This window comes from Variovorax sp. 01N425 (assembly GCF_056399465.1).
On record NZ_JBFTRJ010000001.1, the window covers coordinates 508603 to 532928 of the forward strand.

General features: G+C 69.0%; 22 protein-coding genes and 1 pseudogene. 11 read left to right on the forward strand and 12 right to left on the reverse strand.

From position 1 onward, the window contains the following. Positions 1 to 10: 10 nt before the first annotated feature. From AC1DSC_RS02470 to AC1DSC_RS02485, 4 genes are all read right to left on the reverse strand, one after another. Positions 11 to 1129 carry an ABC transporter permease gene (locus AC1DSC_RS02470; protein WP_012746880.1) on the reverse strand — a complete coding sequence of 373 codons (1119 nt, stop codon included), beginning with the start codon at positions 1127 to 1129 and terminating at the stop codon, positions 11 to 13. A 13-nt stretch (positions 1130 to 1142) separates the two neighbouring features. Further along, positions 1143 to 2276, reverse strand: a complete 1134-nt coding sequence (locus AC1DSC_RS02475) for an ABC transporter permease (RefSeq protein WP_012746881.1) — start codon at positions 2274 to 2276, stop codon at positions 1143 to 1145. Next, complete coding sequence (locus AC1DSC_RS02480; RefSeq protein ID WP_012746882.1) at positions 2273 to 4054, reverse strand: ATP-binding cassette domain-containing protein; 1782 nt, start codon at positions 4052 to 4054, stop codon at positions 2273 to 2275. Before AC1DSC_RS02480 ends, AC1DSC_RS02475 begins: the two co-directional genes overlap by 4 nt. Positions 4055 to 4186: 132 nt before the next feature. Then, on the reverse strand, positions 4187 to 5197 hold the full coding sequence (locus tag AC1DSC_RS02485) for an HlyD family secretion protein (protein ID WP_012746883.1): 1011 nt from the start codon (positions 5195 to 5197) through the stop codon (positions 4187 to 4189). 99 nt (positions 5198 to 5296) lie between these two features. On the opposite strand from AC1DSC_RS02485, the gene AC1DSC_RS02490 reads away from it, so the two are divergent. Further along, entirely contained in the window at positions 5297 to 6004 is a 708-nt protein-coding gene (locus AC1DSC_RS02490) for a TetR/AcrR family transcriptional regulator (protein ID WP_027730624.1), read from the forward strand. On the opposite strand, the gene AC1DSC_RS02495 is transcribed toward AC1DSC_RS02490, so the two are convergent. From AC1DSC_RS02495 to AC1DSC_RS02505, 3 genes are read right to left on the reverse strand one after another with little or no spacing between them, the layout of a single operon-like run. After that, positions 5982 to 7361 (reverse strand): phospholipase D-like domain-containing protein, encoded by a 1380-nt coding sequence (locus AC1DSC_RS02495; RefSeq protein ID WP_012746885.1) that lies wholly within the window; start codon positions 7359 to 7361, stop codon positions 5982 to 5984. The genes AC1DSC_RS02490 and AC1DSC_RS02495 overlap by 23 nt on opposite strands. A 34-nt stretch (positions 7362 to 7395) precedes the next feature. Further along, positions 7396 to 8061, reverse strand: coding sequence for a glutathione S-transferase family protein (locus tag AC1DSC_RS02500; protein WP_012746886.1), 666 nt, complete (start codon positions 8059 to 8061; stop codon positions 7396 to 7398). 27 nt (positions 8062 to 8088) lie between these two features. Continuing rightward, entirely contained in the window at positions 8089 to 9210 is a 1122-nt protein-coding gene (locus AC1DSC_RS02505) for a 5-methyltetrahydropteroyltriglutamate--homocysteine S-methyltransferase (protein WP_012746887.1), read from the reverse strand. A 164-nt stretch (positions 9211 to 9374) separates the two neighbouring features. On the opposite strand from AC1DSC_RS02505, the gene AC1DSC_RS02510 reads away from it, so the two are divergent. The 7 genes from AC1DSC_RS02510 (at position 9375) to AC1DSC_RS02540 (ending at position 16886) form a co-directional block, all read left to right on the forward strand. Next, on the forward strand, positions 9375 to 10148 hold the full coding sequence (locus AC1DSC_RS02510; protein WP_012746888.1) for a GntR family transcriptional regulator: 774 nt from the start codon (positions 9375 to 9377) through the stop codon (positions 10146 to 10148). Between the two features lie 175 nt (positions 10149 to 10323). Further along, complete coding sequence (locus tag AC1DSC_RS02515; protein ID WP_012746889.1) at positions 10324 to 11499, forward strand: ABC transporter substrate-binding protein; 1176 nt, start codon at positions 10324 to 10326, stop codon at positions 11497 to 11499. A gap of 341 nt (positions 11500 to 11840) precedes the next feature. Next, a complete protein-coding gene (locus tag AC1DSC_RS02520; protein WP_012746890.1) occupies positions 11841 to 12713 on the forward strand; it encodes a branched-chain amino acid ABC transporter permease in 873 nt (290 codons plus the stop codon). Continuing rightward, the gene (locus AC1DSC_RS02525) at positions 12714 to 13700 is read left to right on the forward strand and encodes a branched-chain amino acid ABC transporter permease (RefSeq protein WP_012746891.1); all 987 of its coding nucleotides are present in this window, start codon (positions 12714 to 12716) and stop codon (positions 13698 to 13700) included. Further along, positions 13697 to 14458, forward strand: a complete 762-nt coding sequence (locus AC1DSC_RS02530; RefSeq protein WP_012746892.1) for an ABC transporter ATP-binding protein — start codon at positions 13697 to 13699, stop codon at positions 14456 to 14458. Before AC1DSC_RS02525 ends, AC1DSC_RS02530 begins: the two co-directional genes overlap by 4 nt. Beyond that, on the forward strand, positions 14451 to 15155 hold the full coding sequence (locus AC1DSC_RS02535) for an ABC transporter ATP-binding protein (RefSeq protein WP_012746893.1): 705 nt from the start codon (positions 14451 to 14453) through the stop codon (positions 15153 to 15155). The genes AC1DSC_RS02530 and AC1DSC_RS02535 overlap by 8 nt, the downstream gene beginning before the upstream one ends. Positions 15156 to 15185: 30 nt before the next feature. Next, positions 15186 to 16886, forward strand: coding sequence for a tannase/feruloyl esterase family alpha/beta hydrolase (locus AC1DSC_RS02540; RefSeq protein ID WP_012746894.1), 1701 nt, complete (start codon positions 15186 to 15188; stop codon positions 16884 to 16886). Between the two features lie 22 nt (positions 16887 to 16908). Here AC1DSC_RS02540 and AC1DSC_RS02545 read toward each other — a convergent pair whose 3' ends face one another. From AC1DSC_RS02545 to AC1DSC_RS02555, 3 genes and pseudogenes are all read right to left on the reverse strand, one after another. After that, positions 16909 to 17646, reverse strand: coding sequence for a DsbA family protein (locus AC1DSC_RS02545; protein ID WP_012746895.1), 738 nt, complete (start codon positions 17644 to 17646; stop codon positions 16909 to 16911). Beyond that, a pseudogene (locus AC1DSC_RS02550) lies at positions 17640 to 18533 on the reverse strand (MBL fold metallo-hydrolase); the annotation flags it as partial. The gene AC1DSC_RS02545 and the pseudogene AC1DSC_RS02550, both read right to left, overlap by 7 nt. A gap of 121 nt (positions 18534 to 18654) precedes the next feature. After that, positions 18655 to 19572, reverse strand: coding sequence for a LysR family transcriptional regulator (locus AC1DSC_RS02555; protein WP_012746897.1), 918 nt, complete (start codon positions 19570 to 19572; stop codon positions 18655 to 18657). Positions 19573 to 19670: 98 nt separating this feature from the next. Between AC1DSC_RS02555 and AC1DSC_RS02560 the strand changes: the two genes are divergently transcribed. The 3 genes from AC1DSC_RS02560 to AC1DSC_RS02570 are packed head-to-tail and all read left to right on the forward strand — an operon-like array spanning position 19671 to position 22844. Beyond that, positions 19671 to 20618 carry a hydroxymethylglutaryl-CoA lyase gene (locus AC1DSC_RS02560; protein WP_012746898.1) on the forward strand — a complete coding sequence of 316 codons (948 nt, stop codon included), beginning with the start codon at positions 19671 to 19673 and terminating at the stop codon, positions 20616 to 20618. Next, complete coding sequence (locus tag AC1DSC_RS02565; protein WP_436298288.1) at positions 20615 to 21820, forward strand: CaiB/BaiF CoA transferase family protein; 1206 nt, start codon at positions 20615 to 20617, stop codon at positions 21818 to 21820. The genes AC1DSC_RS02560 and AC1DSC_RS02565 overlap by 4 nt, the downstream gene beginning before the upstream one ends. A gap of 37 nt (positions 21821 to 21857) precedes the next feature. After that, a complete protein-coding gene (locus AC1DSC_RS02570; protein WP_062362343.1) occupies positions 21858 to 22844 on the forward strand; it encodes a Bug family tripartite tricarboxylate transporter substrate binding protein in 987 nt (328 codons plus the stop codon). Positions 22845 to 22853: 9 nt separating this feature from the next. Here AC1DSC_RS02570 and sugE read toward each other — a convergent pair whose 3' ends face one another. Continuing rightward, positions 22854 to 23174 (reverse strand): quaternary ammonium compound efflux SMR transporter SugE, encoded by a 321-nt coding sequence (sugE, locus tag AC1DSC_RS02575; RefSeq protein ID WP_012746901.1) that lies wholly within the window; start codon positions 23172 to 23174, stop codon positions 22854 to 22856. Between the two features lie 19 nt (positions 23175 to 23193). Then, positions 23194 to 24324, reverse strand: coding sequence for an HPP family protein (locus tag AC1DSC_RS02580; RefSeq protein ID WP_012746902.1), 1131 nt, complete (start codon positions 24322 to 24324; stop codon positions 23194 to 23196). Positions 24325 to 24326 lie beyond the last annotated feature (2 nt).

Genomic DNA, 24326 nt, shown 5'->3' on the forward strand with positions numbered 1-24326 from the left:
GGAGTGCTCCCTAGACCAGACGATGGCGAAACAGCCAGGCCGCCAGCGGCAGTGTGACGATGGCGATGATCGACAGCGGAATCAGGTTGTGCCACACCGTGGCCAGGCCCACGCCTTCCAGGTAGACGCGCTGCACCAGGTCGATCGCGAAGCGCAGCGGGTTGGCCATGGTGATCAGCTGCAGCACGTGCGGCATGTTGCGCACGGGTGTGGTCAGCCCGGAGAGCAGCATCATCGGCATCAGCAGGACGAAGGTGTAGAGCATGGCCTGCTGCATGTTGGCCGACACCGCCGAGATCGACAGGCCGATGCCCACGCTGGCCACCGTGAAGAAGACCAGCCCGGTGTAGAGCGTGATGAGCGAGCCCGCCATCGGAATGCCGAACCAGAACAGCGCGACCAGCAGGATCAACGTCGACTGCGCAAGGCCCACCAGCACCGGCGGCAGCGCCTTGCCGATCATGATCTCGAGCGGCGACATCGGCGTGACCAGCAATTGGTCGAAGGTGCCTTGCTCGCGCTCCCGCGCCACCGAGAGCGCGGTGAGCAGCAGCGTCTGCAGCATGCTGAGCGCGGCAATCAGGCCGGGCAGCAGGTTCCACCGCGTTTGGAGGTTCGGGTTGAACCAGGCGCGCGATTCGATGGTGAGCGGAGCCGGCGGCGCGCCGGCGCGCGTGCGCAGCTCGGCGTTGTAGCGCTCGACCACCGCGCCCACGTAGCCGGCCGCGGAGCCCGCGGTGTTGGAGTTGCGCGCATCGAGGATCAGCTGGATGGCCGCGGGCTGGCCCGCGCCGAGCTGCTGTTCGAAGTTGGGCGCGATCTGGATCACCAGCAGCGCCTTCTCGGTATCGATCACCTCGCGGATGTCGGCCTGCGTGCGCAGCGTGGCCACGCGATGGAAGACGCCGGTGCTGTCCAGGTGCGCAATGAGCTCGGTCGAGGCGCCCGTGCGGCTCTGGTCGAGCAGCGCATAGGGCACGTTCGAGAGATCGTAGGTGGCGGCGTAGCCGAAGATGAGGCTCTGCATGATGGCGGGAACGAACAGGATCACGCGGCTCGCCGGGTCCTTGAAGATGGCGAGCAGCTCCTTCTTGCAGAGGTTGGCAATGCGCAGCAGGAAGTCGATCATGGAATGCTCCCCTTCAGTCCAGGCTCTTGCGCGTGACCATGCGGGCCAGCAGCAGCAGGCCCACGGCATAGGCCACGAGGACCGCGCAGTTGCGCCAGATCAGCGGCCAGACGTCGCCCGCGAGGAACAGCGTCTTGATCAGGTCCATGAAGTAGGTGGCCGGCAGCAGGTGGCCGATCACGCGCACGGCGGTGGGCACGTTGCGCAGGTCGAACAGGAAGCCCGACAGCATCATCGAAGGCATGAAGGTGGCGATCAGCGCCACCTGGCTCGCGAGAAACTGGTTGCGCGTGACCGACGAGATCACCAGCCCCAGGCTCACCGCCACGATCAGGTAGAGCATCGAGCTGAGCACCACCGCGAACAGCGAGCCGACCATCGGCACCGCGAACAGGAAGCGCGCGGCCAGGAGGCACAGCGCCAGGCCCAGCATGCCGACCGCGAAATACGGAATGATCTTGGCCAGCAGTATTTCCACCGGCCGCACCGGCGTGACGAACAGCGCCTCGAGCGTGCCGCGCTCCCATTCGCGGGCCATCACCAGCGCGGTGAGAAAGGCGCCGATCAGCGTCATGATGAGCACGATGAGCCCGGGCACCAGGTACCAGGTGCTGGTGTTCGCGGCGTTGAACCACATGCGCTGCTCCACCGTCACGCGGCCCGCCGAAGGCGCGGCCGCACCGGCCGCGCCGCCGCGGTCGGCCTGGCGCAGGGCCGCTTGCGCCAGCGCGCTGCTCACATAGGCCTGGATGATGGTGGCGCGCCCCGCGTCGGCGCCATGCACGATGAGCTGCACGCGCGCATCGCCCGCGGCCAGCGCGCGCGAGAAGTCGGCGGGCACGCGCACGATGCCGTCGACCTTGCGCTCGCGCATCAGGGCCTCGGCGTCGCGCATCGAGCCCAGCAGCACGGGTGCGATGGTGGGCGAGAGCTGCAGGCCGGCAATGGCCTCGTGCGCCATCGGCGAGGAATCTTCGAGCACCACGGCCACCGGCGCGTTCTTCACGTCGAGCGACATGCCATAGCCGAAGATCAGGATCAGCACCATGGGCAGCAGGATGCCGATGGCCAGGTTGCTGCGGTCGCGCAGCAGCTGGCGAAATTCCTTGCGCGTGAGCGAGACGAGCCGGGTGCCGAAGCCGCTCATGGCTGTCTCCTTTCTTCCTGCCGCGCCTTCTCGACGATGCCGATGAAGGCCTGCTCCATGTCGATGCGCCTTCCGCCGTCTGCGCCGTCCTGCGCCTGCGCGCGCACCTCGCGCGGCGTGCCGATGGCCAGCACCTTGCCGGCGTCCTGGATCACGATGCGGTCGCAGTACTCGGCCTCTTCCATGAAGTGGGTCGTGATGACGACGGTGGTGCCGCCTTCGGCCAGCGCCGTGATGCGGCGCCAGAACTCGCGCCGCGCGAGCGGATCGGCGCCGCTGGTGGGCTCGTCGAGGAACAGGATCTCGGGCTCGTGCAGCAGGCCCGTGGCCATGGCCAGGCGCTGCCGGTAGCCGCCGGGCAGCTGCCCGCTGGGCGCGTCGAGTTCGCGCTCGAGGTCGAACTGCCGCAGCACCGTGTCCATGCGCCCCTGCAGCTTCTGCCCGCGCAGGCCGTAGGCGCCGCCGAAGAACGAGAGGTTCTCGCGCACCGTGAGATTGCCGTAGAGCGCGAACTTCTGCGAGACATAGCCGATGCGCTGGCGCGCCTGCGCGCGCGCATGGCGCAGGTCGACGCCGGCCACGCGCAGCTGACCGCCGCTTGCGGGCAGGAGGCCGCAGAGCATGCGGAAGGTGGTGGTCTTGCCCGCGCCGTTGGGCCCCAGCAGGCCGAAGATCTCGCCGCGCCGCACCGAGAAGCTGGTGCTGGCCACGGCCACGAAGTCGCCGAAGCGGCGCACCAGGTCCTTCACCTCGATGACCACTTCGCCGGGTTCACCCTCGGCCGGCGCAAGGCCTTCGCTCGCCGCCGATGGGGCAATGTTCGTGTCGCTGGCCTGCCGCGTGCGCAGCAGTGTCATGAAGCCGTCCTCGAGCCGCGGCGGCACGGGTTCGGCGCGCGCGCCGGCCAGCAGCTTTTCGAGCGCCGCGTCGTCCGCGTCCGGGCGGCGGATGAAGTGCACTTCGCCGCCCTGCGGCACGGCATCGACGATCTGCTGCCGCGCATCGAGCAGGCGCGCCTGCATCAGGCGCGGCGCCTCGCCCTCGGGCGGCGCAGCGACGAAGCAGGTGCCCTCGGCATGGCCGCGGATCTCGTCCGGCGTGCCCTCTGCGATCAGCCGGCCCTCCTGCAGCACGAACACGTGGCTGCAGCGCTCGGCCTCGTCGAGGTAGGCGGTGCTCACGATCACCGAAAGCTTTTCCTCGCCGACCAGCTGCTGCACGATCTGCCAGAGCTCGCGCCGCGAGAGCGGATCGACGCCCACGGTGGGCTCGTCGAGCAGCAGCAGGTCGGGCGAGCGCACCAGCGTGCAGGCCAGGCCGAGCTTCTGCTTCATGCCGCCCGAGAGCTTGCCCGCGGGCCGATCGGTGAAGCGGCCGAGGTCGGTCATTTCCATCAGCCGCGCATAGCGCTCGCGGCGCTTGTCCGCGGAGACGCCATGCAGGTCGGCGTAGAGGTCGAGGTTCTCCTGCACGCTGAGGTCGTCGTAGAGGCCGAAGCGCTGCGGCATGTAGCTGATGCGGTCCTGCACTGCCTGCGGATCGGCCGACACGTCGATGCCGAGCACGCGCAGTTCGCCCTCGTCGGCGCGCATCAGGCCCGCCATGAGCCGCAGCAGCGTGGTCTTGCCGGCACCGTCGGGTCCGACCAGCGCCGTGAGCGTGCCGGCGGGCACTTCGAGCGACACGTCGTCGAGCGCGCGCACCACCTGCTTCGAGCCCTTGGCCACGAAGCGCTTGTGCAGGGAGCGTCCGCTGACGGCCGGCTCAGCGCGCAGCATTCAACCTCCCTCCGGGCATGCGGTCTTGCTCCTTCCCCTTTCGGGGGAAGGTTGGGATGGGGGCGCCCCCACCCCAGCCCTCCCCCGGAAGGGGAGGGAGCAATGCGCACGGACGATCGATGAGATCGGTCATCACGGCTTGCCGGTCGACGACAGCTGCAGCCGCACCGTGGCTGGCATGCCGAGCCGCAGCCGGTCTTCCTTGTCGTCGACCATCACGCGGATCTCGTAGACCAGGCTGCTGCGCAGCTCCTCGGTCTGCACCGTCTTGGGCGTGAACTCGGCCACCGACGAGATGTAGCCCACCTTGCCCGCGATCGGCTGGCCGGGCTGGCTGTCGGTGGCCACACTGGCCGGCTGGCCGGGCCGCACGCGGCCGAGGTCGGGCTCGGCCACATAGGCGCGAATCCACTTGGGATCGGTGATGGCCAGCGTGAAGGCCGGGCGCTGCGGCGAAGCCATGTCGCCGGGCTCGAGCAGGCGGGCGCGCACCACGGCGTCGATGGGCGACCTGAGCTCGGCCTCGGCCAGCTGGTGGTTCATGAGCGCGAGATCGGCGCGCGCGGATTCGAGCTGGGCCTGCGCCTGCGCGATGTCTTCCTTGCGCGGGCCGGCCACCGCGAGCTGCTGCGCCTTGCGCACGTTGTCCAGCTGCGCGAGCGCCACCTTGCGGCGGGCCTGCGCGCTGTCGAGGTCCTGCTGGCTCACGGCGCGGCCGGCGGTGGTCTGGCCGATGGCCTGCAGGCGCGCCAGCTGCTGCTGCGCCAGGTCGGCATCGGCTTGCGCCGCGGCCACCTGGGCGCCGGCCTGCGCCAGTTCCTCGGGGCGGCTGCCGGTCTTCAGGCGCAGCAGCGCCTGCTCCTGCACGCCGATGCGCGCCTGCGCCTGCGCCACGCGCAGCACCAGCGAGCGCGTGTCGAGCCGGCCCAGCACCTGCCCGGCCCGCACGTGGTCGCCTTCGCGCACCGTGAGCTCCGCCACGCGCTCGTTGGCATTGAAGGCGAGCGAGACCTGGCGCACGTCGACGTTGCCGTACAGCACGAGCTGGTCGGAGGGCGTGGCCGAGCGGCTGAAGTACCACCAGCCGCCGGCCGCGGCGGCCAGCGCCACGGCGGCCGCGGCAATGAGGGGTTTCTTGTTCATGGGCGGGCTCCTGCCGGTTTCCGGGTCGGATAACGGCCGGATGTTATCAAATTGAAATTTGAATTTGAAGTATTTTTTCAGTTCGATTAACCTTGGCGCATGGCGACACGCTCTTCCACCACCCGCTCCCCCGCCGCGCGCGAGGGCGCGTCGCGCACCCAGCGCACCGACGGCAGCACCACGCGCCTGCACATCCTCGAAACCGCGGGCCAACTGTTCGCCGAGCGCGGCTTCGCCGAGAGCACCAGCAAGGAAATCTGCACGCGCGCCGGCACCAACATGGCGGCGGTCAACTACCACTTCGGCAGCCGGGACGGGCTCTACGAGGCCGTGCTGATCGAGGCGCACCGCCAGCTCGTGAGCATGGACGAGCTGATCAGCCTGGCCAGCGAGGCCGGCGATCCGCGGCTCAAGTTGCGCGCCTTCCTCACGCACCTGGTCGAGATGGGCAGCCAGCCCAAGGCACCCTGGGGCTTTCGCGTGGTGCTGCGCGAGGCGCTGTCGCCGTCTCCGGCGCTGCCCGCGCTGATCCGCCAGGCGGTGCTGCCCAAGGCCCGGCTGATCCGCGGCCTGATCGGCGGCATCATGGGCCTGCCCGAGGACCATCCCTCGGTGCAGCGTGGCCTGCTGTTCGCGGTGCTGCCCTGCATCGTGATGACGGTGGCACCCAAGGACCTGGCGAGCAAGGTGCTGCCGGCGCTGAAGGATGCCGAGGGCCTCGCGGACGACCTGATGCGCTACGTGTTCGCGGGCCTCGACGCCATCGCGAAGGAGGCGGCGCCCGTTAAAGCTGGAAGGCGACGGTGAGCAGCAGCCCCTCGGCCACGTCGCGCACCAGGCCCGGCCGCCGCGCGCGGTAGGGCTCGCCGGCGGAGGCGATGGTGTCGATCCATTCGGCCAGCCAGTCGATCTCGCGCGGGCCGTAGAACACCACGGCGGCCTCGTGGTTGAGCAGCAGGCTGCGCAGGTCGAGGTTGATGGAGCCGCACATGGCCAGTTCGTCGTCGACCACCACGGCCTTGGCGTGGGCCATGAACGGCAGCATGCGAAAGCTCACGCCGGCGCGCGCCAGGTCGCGCATGGCCCGTGCGCGCACGAAGTCCGCCAGGCGGTGGTTCGATCGCGCAGGCATGGCGATGGTCACCTGCACGCCGCGCCGCGCGGCCAGCCGCAGCGCATCGCGCAGCCCGTCGCCGGGCACGAAGTAGGGCGTGACGGCGAGCACGCGGTGCTCGGCGCGAAAGCAGGCGTCGATCAGCAGTGCGTGGGCGGTGTCCTCGGTCTGGTCGGGGCCGCTCGGAAGGAACTGGGCCATGGCGCTGCCTGCGCTTTCCGCCACGTCGTCGGCCGTGATGGCGCGCGCCTTGCGCCCGCGCACCGAGCTCCAGTCGTGGTCGAACTGGCGCGCCGCCGCGGCGGCCACGCTGCCGCGCAGGTCGAACGAAAGGTCGCGCCAGGCGTCGGGTTGCGCGTCGTTGCCGGCGAAGTATTCGCTCGCGAGGTTGCGCCCGCCCGACCACAGCCAGCCGTCGTCGGCAATGGTGAACTTGCGGTGGTTGCGCAGGTTGCGCGGCCCGATGCGGCGCAGGCTGAAGAAGGGGCGGAACACGGCGATCTCGCCGCCGGCCGCGCGCAGCAGGCGCATGTGGCGGCGCGGCAGGGTCAGCGCGCCGAAGCCGTCGAGCAGCACGCGCACCTTGATGCCTTCGCGCGCGCGCAGCGCCAGCCGTTCGATCACGGCATGGCCCAGCGCGTCGTCGCCGATGATGAAGGTGCACACGTCGATGCGCTCGCGCGCGCCGTCGATCACCTGCCACAGCGCCTCGCGCGCGGCGTCGCCGTCGGCATGCAGCCGGATCTCGCAGCGCCCGGGCGGCGCCAGGCCGAAGCTCTCGATGAGGTCGGCCGCCCAGTGCCCGCGCGCGGCCGTGCGCGCCGGCCGCGGCGAGCCCGCGGGTCGCAGCTTGCGCTGGCCGAACAGCAGGTACATCGGCAGGATGATGTAGGGCATCAGCACCAGCCCCATGACCCAGGCAATGGCCGTGGTGGGGGCGCGCTGCTCGCGGCGCGCGCGCGTGGTCAGCACATAGACCAGCAGCGCAAAGGTGACGACGAGAAAATGCTGGGACGGGGAGGGGAGCCAGTCGAATATGGAATTCGGCATGTGGCGATGATGCCCGAGGACGGGTCCGCGCCGCTCAGCGTTGCAGGAAGGCCGGCACACCGCGACCCTCGGAGGCCAGGAAGCGCATCATCGGATCGACCGCCGCGCGCACTGCGGGCCGCTCGCCCACGCGGCCGCGCCAGGCCACGAGCCGCGGCGTGGCACCGGTCATGCCGGCGCCCTTGCGGTCGGCGAACACATGCGCCATGTAGAAGGCGATGTCGGCGAAGGAGTAGGGGCCAGCGAGGTATTCGCGCGTGGCCAGCAGGCCTTCCATTTCCTCGTAGTAGCGCGCGCAGGCGGCGCAGGCCGCCACGGCGGGCGCGCTCTGCATGTCGTGCTGCAGGCCGAAGAGCCGGATCACGTTGGGGAAGAACACCTCGTCCGACTTCTGCTCGAGCTGCCGCGCGCGGGCCCGCTCGGCAATGCCGCGGGGCCACAGCGCAGGACTCGGATACCGGTCTTCGAGGTACTCGAAGATCTGGGTCGAATCGAACAGCTCGACATCGCCGTCGATCAGGATCGGCACCTGCTGCTTCACGGGATTGACGCGCAGCACCTCGGGGTGCTTGGGCTCGTAGGTGTCGTCCTTGGTGAAGGGCACCATCACCAGTTCGAAATCGACGCCTTTTTCGAGCGCGGCGATCTGCACCTTGGCGCCGAACATGCTGAGGGGGGCGGAATAGATCTGGGTCTTCATGCCCCCGACTTCACCATGAAAGGCGCTTCAGGTCGAGCCCCAGACCTCCTGCGCGGTCTCGACCACGAGGCGCAGCTTGGCGCGCTGCGCTTCCACCGCGATGTTGTTGCCGTGCACCGTGCTCGAGAAGCCGCACTGCGGCGACAGCGCGAGCTGCTCGAGCGGCGCGTACTTGGCGGCATCCTCGATGCGGCGCTTGAGCTCGTCCTTGTCTTCCATCTCGCCGAACTTGGTGGTCACGAGGCCCAGCACCACCGTCTTGCCCTTGGGCAGGTAGCGCAGCGGCTTGAAGTCGCCCGAGCGCGCGTCGTCGTATTCCATGAAGTAGGCGTCGAGGTCCATTTCCTTCAGCAGCGCCTCGGCCACCGGCTCGTAGTTGCCGGCCGCGGCGTGGGTGCTCTTGAAGTTGCCGCGGCACAGGTGCATGGCCAGCAGCATGCCCGGCGGCTTCTGTGCCACCACCTTGTTGATGAAGGCGGCGTAGCGGTGCGGCAGCTCGTTGGGATCGTCGCCGCGCTTGCGGGCGGCTTCGCGCATGTGCTCGTCGCACAGGTAGGCCAGGTTGGTGTCGTCCATCTGCACGTAGGTGCAGCCTGCGGCCGCGAGCGAGCGCAGTTCGTCGCCGTAGGCCTTGGCGACGTCGTCGTAGAACACCGGGTCGAGCTCGGGGTAGGCCTCCTTGCTGATGCCGGCGCGGCCGCCGCGGAAGTGCAGCATCGTCGGCGAAGGAATCGTCACCTTGGGCGTGCGGCCGGCCGAGACCTGGCTCTTGAGGTACTGGAAGTCGGCGAGCTGGATGTCCTTGATGTGGCGCACCTTGTCGAGCACGCGCATCGCGGGCGGCGCGAGTTCCTCGGTGCCGTCGGGCTTGCGGATGGTGACTGGAATGTCGGTCTTCACGCCGCCGAGCTGGTCGAGGAAATCGATGTGGAAGTAGGTGCGGCGGAATTCGCCGTCGGTGATGCTCTTGAGGCCAATGTCTTCCTGGAACCGGACGATCTCGGTGATGGCCTTGTCTTCGACCTTGCGCAGCTGCTCGGGCGTGATCTCGCCCTTGGCCTTTTGCTCGCGTGCTTCGAGCAGGTATTTGGGGCGCAGGAAACTGCCGACGTGGTCGTAGCGGGCGGGCAGGGCGGCGTGCTGGGACATGGTGATCTCCGTCGTGGCTGAAAAACGATGGACATCGTATCGCCTCAGGAACGGACATTGGTGTGTACAACGGGCTTGGTGTTTACCCGCAATACGGGGCTTCATCAGCGAAAGTCTCGTGAGATTTGTATACATTCAGTATTCATGAGAACACCCGCAACCGCATGAAAGCCGCAGCTGCATCACCCGTCGAACCCGCGGACGGCGGCGGCTCGCAGGCCGTGAAGGCACAGCTGCGGCTGCGCGAGATGATCCTGGCCGGCGAGCTGCCCGGCGGTGCGCGCATTGCCGAGGTGGCCATCTCCGAGCAGCTCGGCGTCTCGCGCACGCCGGTGCGCAGCGCCCTCATGCGGCTCGAACAGGAAGGCCTGCTCGAGGCGCTGCCCAACGGCGGCTATGCGGTGCGCACTTTTTCCGAACGCGACGTGGCCGATGCGATCGAGCTGCGCGGCACGCTCGAAGGCCTGGTGGCGCGGCTCGCGGCCGAACGCGGCGCGGCGCCGGTGGTGCTGCGCGAGGCGCGCGCCTGCCTGGCACGCATCGACGAACTGCTGCGCGAGCCCGCGCTCGACGACGCGGCCTTCTCGCGGTACGTCACGCACAACGAGAAGTTCCATTCGCTGCTGTGCGAGATGGCGGCCAGCCCGGTCATTGCGCAGCAGCTCGAACGCGTGGTCAACCTGCCGTTCGCGTCGCCCTCGGGCTTTGTCATCGTGCAGGCCAATTCGCCCGCGGCGCGCGACATGCTCGTGATCGCGCAGGACCAGCACCTGCAGGTGCTCGATGCCATCGAGGCCGGCGAAGGCTCGCGTGCCGAGGCGCTGATGCGCGAGCACAGCCGCATCGCGCGGCGCAACCTGCGCGAGGCGCTGCATGGCGCGACCACCGCCGAACAGCGCCCGCTGCCCGGCGTGCAGCTGATCCGCCGCCGCGGCTGAGCAATGGATGCATGCACGCAGTCCGCTGCGCTGCGCGATCATCGCGCAGTTCATTTGTTCATCGCGCAACAAAGGCGCGCCCCGGCGGTGGAGTAGGTGATTGCCTGCTCCGCCGCATGTTGCAAAGTATTGAAAAATAGCTCCCCGTTCGCATCCGCCCCCCAAGGAAAACTTCATGCAAAGACGCCATCTCATCCAGACCGCAGGCCTCACGGCGCTTGCGCTTTCCATGTCGCTTGCCACTGCGCAGGACAGCAACAAGTTCAAGATCGGCCTGATCCTGCCGATGACGGGGCAGCAGGCCTCCACCGGCCGGCAGATCGAAGCGGCGGCCCGGCTGTACATGGCGCAGAACGGCGACACCGTGGCGGGCAAGAAGATCGAACTGATCGTCAAGGACGACGTGGCCACGCCCGACGTCACCAAGCGCCTCGCGCAGGAACTCATCGTCAACGACAAGGTGAACGTGATCGCGGGCTTCGGCGTCACGCCGGCCGCGCTGGCCGCCGCGCCGCTGGCCACGCAATCGAAGACGCCGCAGGTGGTGATGGCCGCGGCCACGTCGAGCATCACCGAGGCCTCGCCCTACATCGTGCGTTCGAGCTTCACGCTGCCGCAGGTGTCGGTGGCGATGGGCGACTGGGCACCCAAGAACGGCGTGAAGACGGTGGTCACGCTGGTGGCCGACTACGGCCCGGGCAACGACGCCGAGAAGTTTTTTACCGAGCGCTTCCAGCTCAACGGCGGCAAGGTGATCGAGAAGCTGCGCGTGCCGCTGCGCAACCCCGACTTCGCACCGTTCCTGCAGAAGGTGCGCGACGCCAAGCCCGATGCGCTGTTCGTCTTCGTGCCCTCGGGCGCCGGCGCGGCCGTGATGAAGCAGTTTCTCGAGCGCGGCATGGACAAGGCCGGCATCCGCATGATCGCCACCGGCGACGTGACCGACGACGACCAGCTCAACGACATGGGCGACGGCGCGCTGGGCGTGGTCACCTCGCACCACTATTCGGCCGCGCATCCGTCGCCTGCCAACAAGAAGTTCGTCGAGGCCTTCCAGAAGGCCAACCCGAAGATGCGCCCCAACTTCATGGCCGTGGGCGGCTATGACGGCATGCGCGTGATCTACGAGGCGCTCAAGGCCACCAAGGGGCAGGGCGGCGGCGACGCGCTCTTGGCCGCCATGAAGGGCCAGATCTTCGAGAGCCCGCGCGGGCCGGTCTACATCGACGCGCAGACGCGCGACATCGTGCAGGACGTGTACCTGCGCAAGGTCGAGAAGAAGGACGGCCAGCTCTACAACGTCGAGTTCGATGTGATCAAGGGTGTGAAGGATCCGGGCAAGGCGAAGTAATTTGGTGCCCAGGTGTTTCGTTCGGGGGCGCTGCTGTTCAGGGCTCGCTCCCGCCGACGGGGTACGCGGCGAAGCGAATGTCCCCCGGCCTGCGGCCTCCTCCTTGATTTCGCTGCGCAAGGCACCCCATCGACGGGAGCGTGATGCGGAGCAGTCGTTGATCAGCGATACACCAGCAGCGTGTCCAGTGCACAGGGCATCGGGTGCTCCCCGCAGCGAAATAAAGGAGGAGCCGAAGGCGGGGGACATTCGCGGAGGGGAGTACCCGGTGGCCTGTGCACGCGCCCCGAACAAAAGCATCCGAAACGAGAGCCACACCATCACGCGGCAAGAGATTTGACATGTTGACCATTCTTTTCGACGGCATCGCCTACGGCATGCTGCTCTTCGTGCTCGCCGTGGGGCTGGCCGTGACGCTCGGGCTGATGAACTTCATCAACCTGGCGCATGGCGCCTTTGCCATGGCGGGCGGGTACCTCACGGTGTTTGCGATGCAGAAGCTGGGCGTGCCGTTTCTGGCCTGCCTGCCGCTCGCTTTCATCGTGGTGGCACTGGCCGGGGCGCTGCTCGAGCGCACGCTCTACCGGCCGATGTACGGCAAGCCGCACCTCGACCAGGTGCTGTTTTCCATCGGCCTCGCGTTCATGGCGGTGGCGGCGGTCGACTACTTTGTCGGTTCGTCGCAGCAGAACATCCAGCTGCCCGAATGGCTGCGCGGGCGCACCGAAGTCGGCGACGGCGCACTGCTGCTCGGCATGGGGCACTACCGGCTTTTCATCATCGCGGTGTGCGCCGTGCTCACGGTGGTGCTCCAGCTCATCTTGTCGAAGACGCGCTTCGGCAGCCGGCTGCGCGCCGCCGTCGACGATCCGCGCGTGGCGGCAGGGCTGGGCATCAACGTCAACATCGTGTTTCTGCTGACCTTCGCGGTCGGCTCGGGGCTCGCGGGGCTGGGCGGCGCGCTGGGCGCCGAGATCCTTGGGCTCGACCCCACCTTTCCGCTCAAGTACATGATCTATTTCCTGATCGTGGTGTCCGTCGGCGGCACCTCGTCGATCACCGGGCCGCTCGCGGCCGCACTGCTGCTCGGCATTGCCGACGTGGCGGGCAAGTACTTCATTCCGAAGATGGGTGCGTTCACCGTCTATCTGCTCATGATCCTGATCCTGATGTGGCGGCCGCAGGGCCTGTTCACGCGCAAGGGAGGCCGTTGAATGAACGAGCCTTCAACGTACCAATCGGCCCTGCTGCGCAAGGCGCGCTGGCGCCCGCTCGAATTCGTGGCCTGGGCCGTGGCCTTTGCGCTGCCGTTCCTCATGCCCTCGCATTCGCTGCTGGTCAACGAGATCGCCATCGTCGCGCTGTTCGCGATGTCGCTCGACCTGATCCTCGGCTACACCGGCATCGTGTCACTCGGGCATGCCGCCTTCTTCGGCTTTGGCGCCTACGCCGCGGCGCTGTTCGCCAAGCTCGTGATGCCCGACCCGACCGTGGGGCTGGTGGTGGCCGCCGTGCTCTCGGCCATGCTCGGCCTGATCGCCAGCGTCACGATCCTGCGCGGCAGCGACCTCACGCGGCTGATGGTGACGCTGGGCACTGCGCTGCTCCTGCTCGAACTCGCCAACAAGCTCGACTGGCTCACGGGCGGTGCCGACGGCCTGCAGGGCGTGGTGATGGGGCCGGTGCTCGGCCTGTTCGCGTTCGACCTCTACGGCCGCACGGCGGCCTGGTATTCGCTGACGGTGATGCTGCTGCTGTTCCTCGCGATGCGCCGCATCGTGCATTCGCCCTTCGGCGCCACGCTGAAGGCCATCCGCGACAACCGGCTGCGCGCCATGGCCATCGGCATTCCGGTGGTGTCGCGGGTCGTCGTCATCTACACCGTGGCCGCCGGCATTGCCGGTGCCGCGGGCGCGCTGCTCGCGCAGACCACGGGCTTTGCCTCGCTCGACGTGCTGGCCTTCGACCGCTCGGCCGACGTGCTGCTGATGCTGGTGATCGGCGGCGTGGGCTGGCTCTATGGCGGCGTGGCGGGCGCCATCGTCTTCAAGCTGCTGCAGAACTGGCTCTCGGCCGTGACGCCGCAGTACTGGATGTTCTGGATCGGCCTCTTGCTGGTGCTGCTGGTGCTCGTGGGGCGCGACCGCGTGCTCAAGCCGTGGACCTGGCTGGGCAAGAGGAAGAAGGGAGGCGCGGCATGACCGAGACCGTGCTTTCGACACAGGGCCTGGTGATGCGCTTCGGCGGCATCACGGCCACCAACAACGTCACGATGGAGCTCAAGCGCGGCGCGCGCCATGCGCTGATCGGCCCCAACGGTGCCGGCAAGACCACGCTCATCAACCTGCTGACGGGCGTGCTCGTGCCCACCGAAGGCCGCATCTCGCTGCTCGGCGAAGACATCACCACGCTCGCGCCGCACAAGCGCGTGGCGCGCGGCCTGGTGCGCACCTTCCAGATCAACCAGCTGTTCGACTCGATGACGCCGCTCGAAACACTGGCGCTCGTGGTCTCGCAGCACCAGGGCATCGCCTCGCAATGGTGGCGCCCGCTGGGGTCCAGCAAGGCCGTGACGGAGCGCGCGGCGCAGCTGCTCGAGCAGTTCCACCTCGGCGACGTGGCGCAGCAGCAGACGAAGTTCATGGCCTACGGCAAGCGACGCCTGCTCGAGATTGCGATTGCGCTGGCCTGCGAGCCGCGCGTGCTGCTGCTCGACGAACCGGTGGCGGGCGTTCCCGCCGGCGAGCGCGAGGAGCTGCTGCAGACGGTGGCCGCATTGCCGGCCGACGTGTCGGTGCTCTTGATCGAGCACGACATGGACCTGGTGTTCAGCTTTGCCGACCGCATGACGGTGCTGGTCAACGGCACCTTGCTGACGGAAGGCGACCCCGAAACCATCGCCAACGATCCGAAGGTGAAAGAGGTCTACCTGGGCCATGGAGATGCCGTTCATGTCTGAACTGCTGCGCATCGAGAACCTGAGCGCCGGCTACGGCGAGGCCGTGGTGCTGCACGACGTGGCCTTCGCGCTCGGCGAAGGCCAGACGCTGGCGCTGCTGGGCCGCAACGGCACGGGCAAGACCACGCTGATCAACACGCTGGCGGGTGCGACGCGGCAGCACGGCGGGAGCATCTCGCTGGCTGGACTGGCGCTGCACAAGCTGGCGCCGCACCAGCGCGCGGCGGGCGGCATCGGCTGGGTGCCGCAGGAGCGCAACATCTTCAAGTCGCTCACGGTGCACGAGAACCTCACGGCGGTCGAGCGGCCCGGCAAGTGGAACCCGCAGCGCGTCTACGAGATGTTCCCGCGCCTGGCCGAGCGCAAGACCAACCTGGGCACGCAGCTGTCGGGCGGCGAGCAGCAGATGCTGGCCGTGGGCCGCGCGCTGGTGCTCAACCCGAAGCTGCTGCTGCTCGACGAGCCGCTCGAAGGGCTGGCGCCGATCATCGTGGAAGAGCTGCTGCGCGCCATCCGCCGCATCACGCAGGACGAGGGGCTGGCCGCGATCATCGTGGAGCAGCATCCGCAGGCGATCCTCGCGATTTCCGACCACGCCGTGGTGCTCGACCACGGGACCATCGTGCATGCCGACAGTGCCGCGGCATTGCGCAGCCAGCCTCAAGTGCTCGAACGCTTGCTGGGCGTGGCGCGCTAGCGGCCCGGCGAACAAGAAGGAGACAGAAAAATGGCGATCCCGAAGACAGTGCTCAGCGGGGGCGCCATGCTGGCGGCCGCCGCATTGCTCGCCGCTTGCGGCACCACCGGCCCGAAGAGCCTCGGCCTCGGCGCAGATCCGGCGGCGGCCTGTGCGGCCCTTGCCGCCGCGCCGGTCGCGCCCGCGGCCATCGGCCTGCCGAGCGGCGCGGCCACGATCGATTCGGCCACGCTCGTTCCCGCCACGGCGCTTGCCGTCGCCGAGCGCGGCCCCAGCCCGGCCGCGCGCATCACGCCGGCAACGCCTGCGCACTGTGCGGTGCTCGGCCGCATTGCGCCGCTCGATGCCGCGGCACCCCCGATCCTGTTCCGGGTCAACCTGCCGCTCGCATGGAACGGGCGCAGCGTGCAGTACGGCGGCGGCGGTTTCAACGGCACGCTGATCACTGGCCTTGCGCTGGTGCCGGCTGCGCGCTTCGACCAGCCGACACCGCTCGCGCAGGGCTACGTGACCTACGGCACCGACTCCGGCCACCAGAACGTGGCCGGTCAGCCGCCGCAGGCCTTTGCGCTCAACGACGAGGCGCTGGCGAACTTCGCCCACGCCTCGTACAAGAAGGTGCGCGACGTGGCGGTGGCGCTGATGCAGCGCGCCTACGGGCAGGCGCCGCAGAAGCTGTACTTCATGGGCAGCTCCGAAGGCGGGCGCGAGGCGCTCACGATGGCGCAGCGCTATCCGCAGGACTTCGACGGCATCTTCAGCCGCGTACCGGTCATCAACTGGACCGGGCTCCAGCACGCCGGCACGCGCAACGGCATCGCCACCTTCGGCGAAGGATGGCTACGGCCCGCGCAGGTGCAGCTGGTGCACAACGCCGTGCTCGCATCGTGCGATGCCGCGGATGGCGCGGCGGACCGCATCGTGTCGAACCCGGTGGCCTGCCTGCAGCGCTTCGATCCGGCGAGCCTGCGCTGCGCGGCGGGCACGAGCGGCGACAACTGCCTGAACGATGCGCAGGTGCAGGCGGTGCGCACGCTGCGTTCGCCGTGGCGCTCGCCCGTGCCGCTGGCCCATGGCGTCACCGAATACCCCGGCTGGGGCATCGGTGGCGAGGCGACGCCGGCTTTCGCATCGATGGGCGGATGGAACGCGTGGTGGACGGGCACCAGCGCGCCCACCGTGCCGCCGCAGCCGAGCAACGGCATCGCGTGGTTCTACGGCAGCGGCGCGCTGCAGTATTTCTATGCGCGCAACCCGTCGCTCGACGTGCGCAACTACCGCGCGGAAGACTTTGCCGCGCGCATCGCCGCCGTCTCGCAGCTGATGGATTCGACGAACCCCGATTTGGGCGCTTTCCACGCGCGCGGCGGCAAGCTGCTGATGCTGGAGCACATGGCCGACTATGCGCAGAGCCCGTTCGCAGGCATCCGCTACTACGAGTCGATCGTCGCGCGCATGGGCCGCGACAACGCGGACCGCTTCCTGCGCCTGTACACCGCGCCCGGCGTCGATCACGTGGGCAGCGGTGCGCCGGCCAACGTCGACATGCTCGGCGCGCTGGCCGACTGGGTCGAGCGCGGCCGTGCGCCCAGCGGGCTGCAGCTGGTCGAGCAGGAAGTGCCGCCGCCGTTCAAGGCCGTGCGTGCGCGCCCGCTGTGCGAATGGCCGCTGTGGCCGCGCTACACCGGCGGCGATGTGTCGCAGGCCGCCAGTTTTCAGTGCAGCAGGTAGCGCGGCGGGGCTGAACGGCTTCTCAGACTGCGCAGCTGTCGGGCCCGCATGAGGTCGGGCCGGCGCCCGCCGCCGTGGCCGGCGAGGGCAGCACGAGCCCGGCGAGCTGCGCCTTCCATTCTTCGGTACGGCCGAGCCAGGGACCGATCTCGATCCGGCCCTCGCTGCCGTCGGCCTGCGCCAGCACGAAGGTCGGAAAGCCCTGGCCGCCCGCGCGCTGCAGCAGCTGGCGGCTTGCGGCGATGTGCCGGGAGGTCGCTTCGCCGCCAAGGCGCGAGAAGGCCGATGCGAAGGCGCCTGCATCGAAGCCGAGCTCCGTTGCCAGCGCCGTGAGCACGTCCGCATCGGCCACGCGCCGGCCTTCGACATAGTGCGCGCGCTGCAGCCGATGGATCATGTCGAGGCCGCCGCCTTCGCGCAGCGCCTCGGCCGCGAGCACCGCGGTGGTCGGCGGCTCGGAGTCCATCACCGCGCCGGTGTCGCGCAGCAGGCCGTCGAAGTAGGCTTCGCCGAAGGGCTGGCCCGTGAGCTCGGCAATGCGGCGGTCGTGCGGCATCACGTAGTCGCGCCATTGCGGCGTGATCGCACGCCGATTGGCGCCGGTCATCATGCCGCCGCCGTGGAACGCGACCTTGAGGCCCGGCACGCCGCGCGCCGCCTCGACCAGCGGCGCAGCCGCATAGCACCAGCCGCACATCGGATCGAAGATGTAGTGCAGCGTGGCGCCTGCTGCCGATGGGTTGTCGTTCACTGCGGCCACTTCATTTCTCCCTTGATGACCTTGGCGCCCAGTTCGAGCGACGAGGCGCCTTCGAGCTTCGGGTAGCGCTTCTTCATCGCGGCAATGAGCGCGGCCGAGTCCGCGGCCTTCTTCGCCTCGGTCTCGAAGGCCTGCAGGTAGCTGCGCGTGAACTTCACCGAGGCGAGCGCGTAGGGCGCACTGCCGTCCGCATTCGGAAGGTAGTGGCCGGGCACCACGGTCTTCGGGCGCAGCGCCTCGATGCGGCCGAGGGTCTTGATCCAGTCGCGGCGCGAGGCGGGCGTCTGCGTGTCGGCCACCCACACATGGATGTTGGCCGAGACCGGAATGCCGCCGACCACCGCCTTGAGCGAGGGGATCCATGCAAAGGTGCGTTCGGGCGTGGGGCCGTCGAGGCCGACGACATGGATCTTGCGGCCTTCGAGCGTGATGCTGTCGCCGGCCAGCGGCTCGGGCACGACCAGCGCCTTGGGCGCGTTGTCCTTCAGGATCGGGCCCCAGTGCGCGAGCTTGCCGTCCTTGGAGGCCTGGATGGCTGCCACGGTCTGCGGCGTGGCGACGATCCTTGCGTCGGGGAACGCGGCCTGGATCACGTCGAGGCCGAAGTAGTAGTCGGGGTCGCTGTGGCTGATGTAGACCGTGGTCAGCTTCTTGCCGCTGGCCTTGATCTTCTGCACCAGCGCCTCGGCGTCGTTACGCTGGAACTGCGCGTCGATCAGCACGGCATCGGCCTGGCCCATGACCAGTTCGGAAGACACCGGGAACATCGACTTGGCGCCGGGGTTGTACACCTCCAGCTTGAGCGGCTCGGCGGCATGGGCCGCCAGGGCAGCGAACGACAGGGCGGCGCCGAGCGCGGCGGCGGAGAGAAGGGTTCTGCGGAACATTCGGGTCTTTCGGTGGAGTGGCGTTGGCGGGATGGCAGCGCGGACAGCCCGAATGTTAGGTTTCGTGAATGGAAACAAAAACCCTGTATTTGCCAATGAATAGTTTCGCATTTCGAACGAATCACCCAGCGACCTCGCGCTCGGTCGCGCACCGTTCGAGATGCGCCACCAGCAGTTGCGCCGACGGCGAGAGCGCCGCTTCGTCGCGAAAGCAGATCGCGAATCGGCGGCGCGCCCAGGCATCGGCGAGCGGCATCAGCCGCAGCCCGTAGGTGTCGGTGAAGGGCCGCGCCACCTCGGCCGGCACCACGCTGATCGCGAGCCCGGCCCGCACCACGCGCAGGGCGGCATCGAAGTTGGACACCAGCACGCGGTACACCAGCGGCTTGCCCGCCACCGCCGCTTCGCGCGCGAGCATCAGCTGCACGGCGCTCAGCGCGGGCATGCCGACGAATTCATGGCCGAGCACGTCCTCGAAGCGCACCTGGCCGTGGCGCGCCGCCGGATGCGAGGGGTGCGCGACGATCGCGAGGTGGTCGGTGCGGTAGTCGCGCCGCTGCAGGCCCTCGAGGTCGGCCGCGTCCCAGCACAGGCCGATCGAGGCGCTGCCCTCGCGGATGCCGCGCACGATCTCGGGGCTGACGCGCTCTTCCATGTCGACGCGGATGTTGCGGTGCGCGGGGTTCTGCAGGAAGTTCGCCACGTCCTCGGCCAGCGATTCGGCCAGCGCCGAGGCCGAGGCCAGGATGCGCACATGCCCGCGCGCGCCGCCTGCATAGGCGGCCATGTCGCGCTCGATGCGGTGGGCGCTGCCGAGCATCGCGCGCGCATGCTCGAGCAGCGTTTCGCCGGCGGGCGTGGGCACCACGCCGCGGCGCTTGCGCAGCAGCAGCGGCGTGCCGACGGCGTCCTCGAGCTGGGCCAGGCGCTTGCTGATGGCCGAGCCGACGATGCTGGCCTGCTCGCCCGCACGCGCGATGCTGCGGGTCTCGCAGACGGCGACGAAGAGGCGGAGCGTGGTGAGGTCGAGGTCTCTCATGATGTTCCGTTCTGGAATCGAATGGCTTCCAAAATATACCTTCTGGATTAAATCGGAACTTCTAAGATCGACGCCGACCCTCACGACGGAGACCAGTTTTGATTCATGCCTTCCTGCCGCCCAGCGCGGACGTTCGCGAAGTGGGGCTGCGCGACGGCCTGCAGAGCATCGCCAGAACCCTGCCCACCGCCCAGAAGCTCGAATGGATCCGCGCTGCACACGCCGCCGGCCAGCGCGAGATCGAAGTCGGCTCCTTCGTGCCCGCGCGCCTGCTGCCGCAACTGGCCGACACGGCCGAGCTGCTGGCCTTTGCAAAGACGCTGCCCGGGCTCGTCGCCTCGGTGCTGGTGCCCAACCTGCGCGGCGCGGAACTGGCCATTGCCGGCGAGGCCGATCTCATGATGGTGCCGCTGTCCGCCAGCCACGCCCACAGCCTTGCCAACCTGCGCAAGACGCCCGACGAAGTGGTGGCCGAGGTCGCGCGCATCCGCGCCGCGCGCGACGCCGCGGGCTCCAGGACCTTGATCGAGGGCGGCGTGGGCACTGCGTTCGGCTGCACGATCCAGGGCCATGTGGACTCCGGCGAGGTGCTGCGGCTGATGCAGGCGCTGCTCGATGCGGGCGCCGACCGCGTGAGCTTGGCGGACACCGTCGGCTATGCCGATCCCGCGATGGTCCGCAGCCTGTTCGAGCGCGCGCAGCGCATCGCGGGCGAGCGCCTGTGGTGCGGCCATTTCCACGACACGCGCGGCCTGGGGCTCGCCAACGTCTACGCCGCACTGGAAGTCGGCATCGCGCGTTTCGACGCCTGCCTGGCCGGCATCGGCGGCTGCCCGCATGCGCCCGGTGCCAGCGGCAACGTCGACACCGAAGACCTCGTCTTCATGCTCGAAAGCATGGGCGTTGCAACCGGCGTCGACCTGCCGAAGCTGCTCGGCCTGCGCCAGCGCGTGGCCGGCTGGCTCGAAGGCGAGACGCTGCAGGGCACGGTGTGGCGCGCGGGTTTCCCGAAGACCTTCGCGGCAACCGCCGGAGTGGCCGCATGAACGCGGCCACCGAAGAAAAACGCCTGCCGCTCACGGGCATTCGCGTGGTCGAGTTCACGCACATGGTCATGGGCCCGACCTGCGGCATGGTGCTGGCCGACCTCGGCGCCGAGGTCATCAAGGTCGAGCCGATCGAGGGCGACCGCACGCGGCACCTGCTGGGCGCGGGCGCCGGTTTCTTTCCGATGTTCAACCGCAACAAGAAGAGCATCGCGCTCGACCTGCGCCACCCGCAGGGCCTGGAAGCGGCGCTGCGCCTGTGCGCCACCGCCGACGTGGTGGCGCAGAACTTCAGGCCCGGCACCATGGACAAGTACGGCCTGGGCCATGCCGCGCTCGGCAAGCTCAACCCACGCCTGGTGTACGTCAACCACACGGGCTTCCTGCCCGGCCCCTACGAGCACCGCACGGCCCTCGACGAAGTGGTGCAGATGATGGGCGGCCTGGCCTACATGACGGGCCGCCCCGGCGACCCGCTGCGCGCGGGCAGCAGCGTGAACGACATCATGGGCGGCATGTTCGGCGCCATCGGCGCCATGGCCGCGCTGATGCAGCGCGCGCAGACCGGCAAGGGCCAGGAAGTGCAGTCGGCGCTGTTCGAGAACAACGTGTTCCTGGTCGGCCAGCACATGCTGCAGTACGCGATCACCGGCCAGGCCGCGGCGCCGATGCCCCAGCGCATCTCGGCCTGGGGGCTGTACGACGTGTTCACCGTGAAGGACGGCGAGCAGATCTTCCTGGCCGCGGTGAGCGACGCGCAATGGACCGTGTTCTGCGACGCGCTGGGCTTCGACGACCTGAAGGCCGACCCGGCCCTGCGCACCAACAACGACAGGGTCCGCCTGCGGCCCACGCTGCTCGCGGACCTGCGCCAGCGCCTGGCCGACCGCCCGGCCGCCGAACTGTCGGCCATCTTCGAGGCGCGCGGCCTGCCGTTCGCGCCCATCGTGCGGCCCGAGGACCTCTACGAGGATCCGCACCTGAAGGCGACCGGCGGCCTCGCCGACATCCGCCTGCCCGACGGCGAGCGTGCCGGCCAGACCGCGCAGACCACGCTGTTCCCGATCACGCTCGGCGGCGAGCGCCTGGGCGTGCGCCTGGACCCGCCGACGCTCGGCGAGCACACGCGCGAACTGCTCGCCGAGCTCGGCTACGGCGATGCGCAGGTGGCTGCGATGCAGGCCGAATCGGCCGTCGCCTGAACGCCTTTTCCAAAAAACATAAAGAGAGACAAAGACCATGCACACGATCCTTCCCCCGATGACCCGCCGCGCCGTCCTGGGCTTCGGCACCTGCGCCGCCGCGCTGTCGGCATGCCCCGCGCTTGCACAGGGCTCCGACAAGCCCGTCCGCTTCATCCTGCCGATCAGCGCCGGCTCGGGCGTGGACGCCATCGCGCGCGCGGCTTCGGTTGCACTCGGCAAGGCCTTCGGCCAGCCGGTGGTGATCGAGAACCTGCCCGGCGCGGGCGGCATCACCGGCACCTCGGCCGTCGTCAAGGCCGCGCCCGACGGGCTCACGCTCGGCATGGTGTCGAACAACCACGTCATCAATCCGGCCGTGTACAAGAAGATGCCCTTCGACGCGCTCGGCGACGTCACGCCGATCAGCGTGGTGGGCGCGACGCCGCTGGTGCTGGTGGTCAATTCCAAGCTGCCCGCGAAGAACGTGAAGGAACTGGTGGCGCTGCTGCGCGCCCGGCCCGAGAGCTACAACTACGCCTCGTCGGGCAACGGCACCATCATCCACCTGGCCGGCGAGATGTTCATGGAAGAGGCCGGCGTGAAGGCGCGCCACATTCCCTACAAGGGCACCGGCCCGATGGTCACCGACATGATCGCGGGCCAGGTCGAGATGGGCGTGGTGGCGCTGCCCGCGGTGCAGCCGCACCTCAAGAGCGGCGCGCTGCGCGCCATCGGCCTGTGCGGCCCGGCGCGGTCGCCGGCCGCGCCGGACATTCCCACCATCGCCGAGCAGGGCCTGCCCAACTACGTCGTGGAAGGCTGGTTCGCGGTGATCGGCCCGCCGAAGATGCAGCCTGCCGACGTCCAGCGCGTGCACGACGCCGTGGCCGCGGCCTTCACGAGCGCCGAGGTGCGCGAGGCCATGGACAAGCAGGGCAACATCATCAAGCCCACCTCGCCCGAGCAGGCCGCGAGCTACTTCCGCAGCGAGGCGGCGCGCTATGCGGCGCTCGTGAAGAAGGCGAACGTGGTGCTGGAGTGAAGCACCGATTCAGGCAGCGCTCGTGAATTTGAGCCCGAGGATGCCCGCGACGATCAGGCCCACGCAGATGAGGCGCGCGGCGTTGGCGGGCTCATGGAACAGCACGATGCCCAGGATCACCGTGCCCACGGCGCCGATGCCGGTCCACACCGCGTAGGCCGTGCCCACGGGCAGCGAGCGCATCGCCCAGCCCAGCAGCACCACGCTGAGCACCATCGAGATCGCAGTGCCGACGGAAGGCCAGAACCTCGTGAATCCTTCGGTGTACTTGAGCCCGATGGCCCAGCCCATTTCGAGCAGCCCCGCCACCAGCAAAACGATCCACGCCATGCACGCTCCTTGAAAAGTTTCAGTTCTCCGGCCGCACGGCACGGTAGAGGGCGCGCACGAAATCCGACTGCGTGATCATGCCGGTGAGCCGCTTTTCATGGTCGATGATGGGGATATGGTGGTGGCCGCCCTCGGAGAACAGCGGCACCAGGTCGACCACCGGGCGGTCGGCGCTGGCCACGCGCACCTGGCGCGTCATGATCTGGCCCACCACCTCCGGCTTGTTCGACACCACGGTGCGCGTGGCGCGGATCAGGTCGCGCAGGCGCCCGGCAATGCCTTCGTGGTGCTCCAGGTCGAGTTGGCGGAAGAAGTCGGCCTGCGTCACGATGCCGACCACGCGGCGCGTGCGGTCGGTGACCGGCAGCGCCTTGATGCGGCGCTGGTTCATCAGCATCCAGGCTTCCTGCAGCGGCGTGCCGAACTCCACCGACACCGGGTCGCGCGACATGATGTCGCCGCAGTGCAGGGTGCCGAGCCGCCGCTTGTACGACTCGAGCTCGGTCTGCTGGATCAGCGACTCGAGGTCGTCGCGGCTGATGTCCAGCACCTGGTTGTAGCGCGCCAGCACCGCATCGATGTCGGCCTGGCTGAAGCGCGCATCGGTGCGCGGCGGCTGCGCGACCTGCACATGCGGGTAGCGCCTGCCCGTGAGCGAGTTGTAGGCCACGCCCGCCAGCACCAGCAGCAGCGAATTGGTGAAGAACGGAAAGAGGGCGGACGAGAAATGCGTGGTGTGCGTGAGCACCGCGAGCAGCGCCGCCGCGCCGCCCGGCGGATGCAGGCAGCGCGCGAAGAACATCACGCCGATCGCGGCAGCCACCGCCACCGCGGCGCTCAGCGCCGGGTCGGGAATCCAGCTCACGCTGGCGATGCCGACCATCGCCGACAGCGTGTTGCCGCCGATCACCGACCAGGGCTGCGCCAGCGGACTCGCGGGCACCGCGAACACCAGCACGGCGCTGGCCCCCAGCGGCGCGATCAGCCAGACGCTGCTGCCCAGCGGCTCGGCCAGCCAGCGGCACAGCACGGCCGTGACGAGCAGGCCGATGGCGGCCCCGCAGACCGCGCGCAGCCTCTCGCGCATGTCGACGGTGGTGCGGCCCGGCAACCAGGCGCGCGCGTAGGTCAGGAACGGGGAGGTCCGCATGC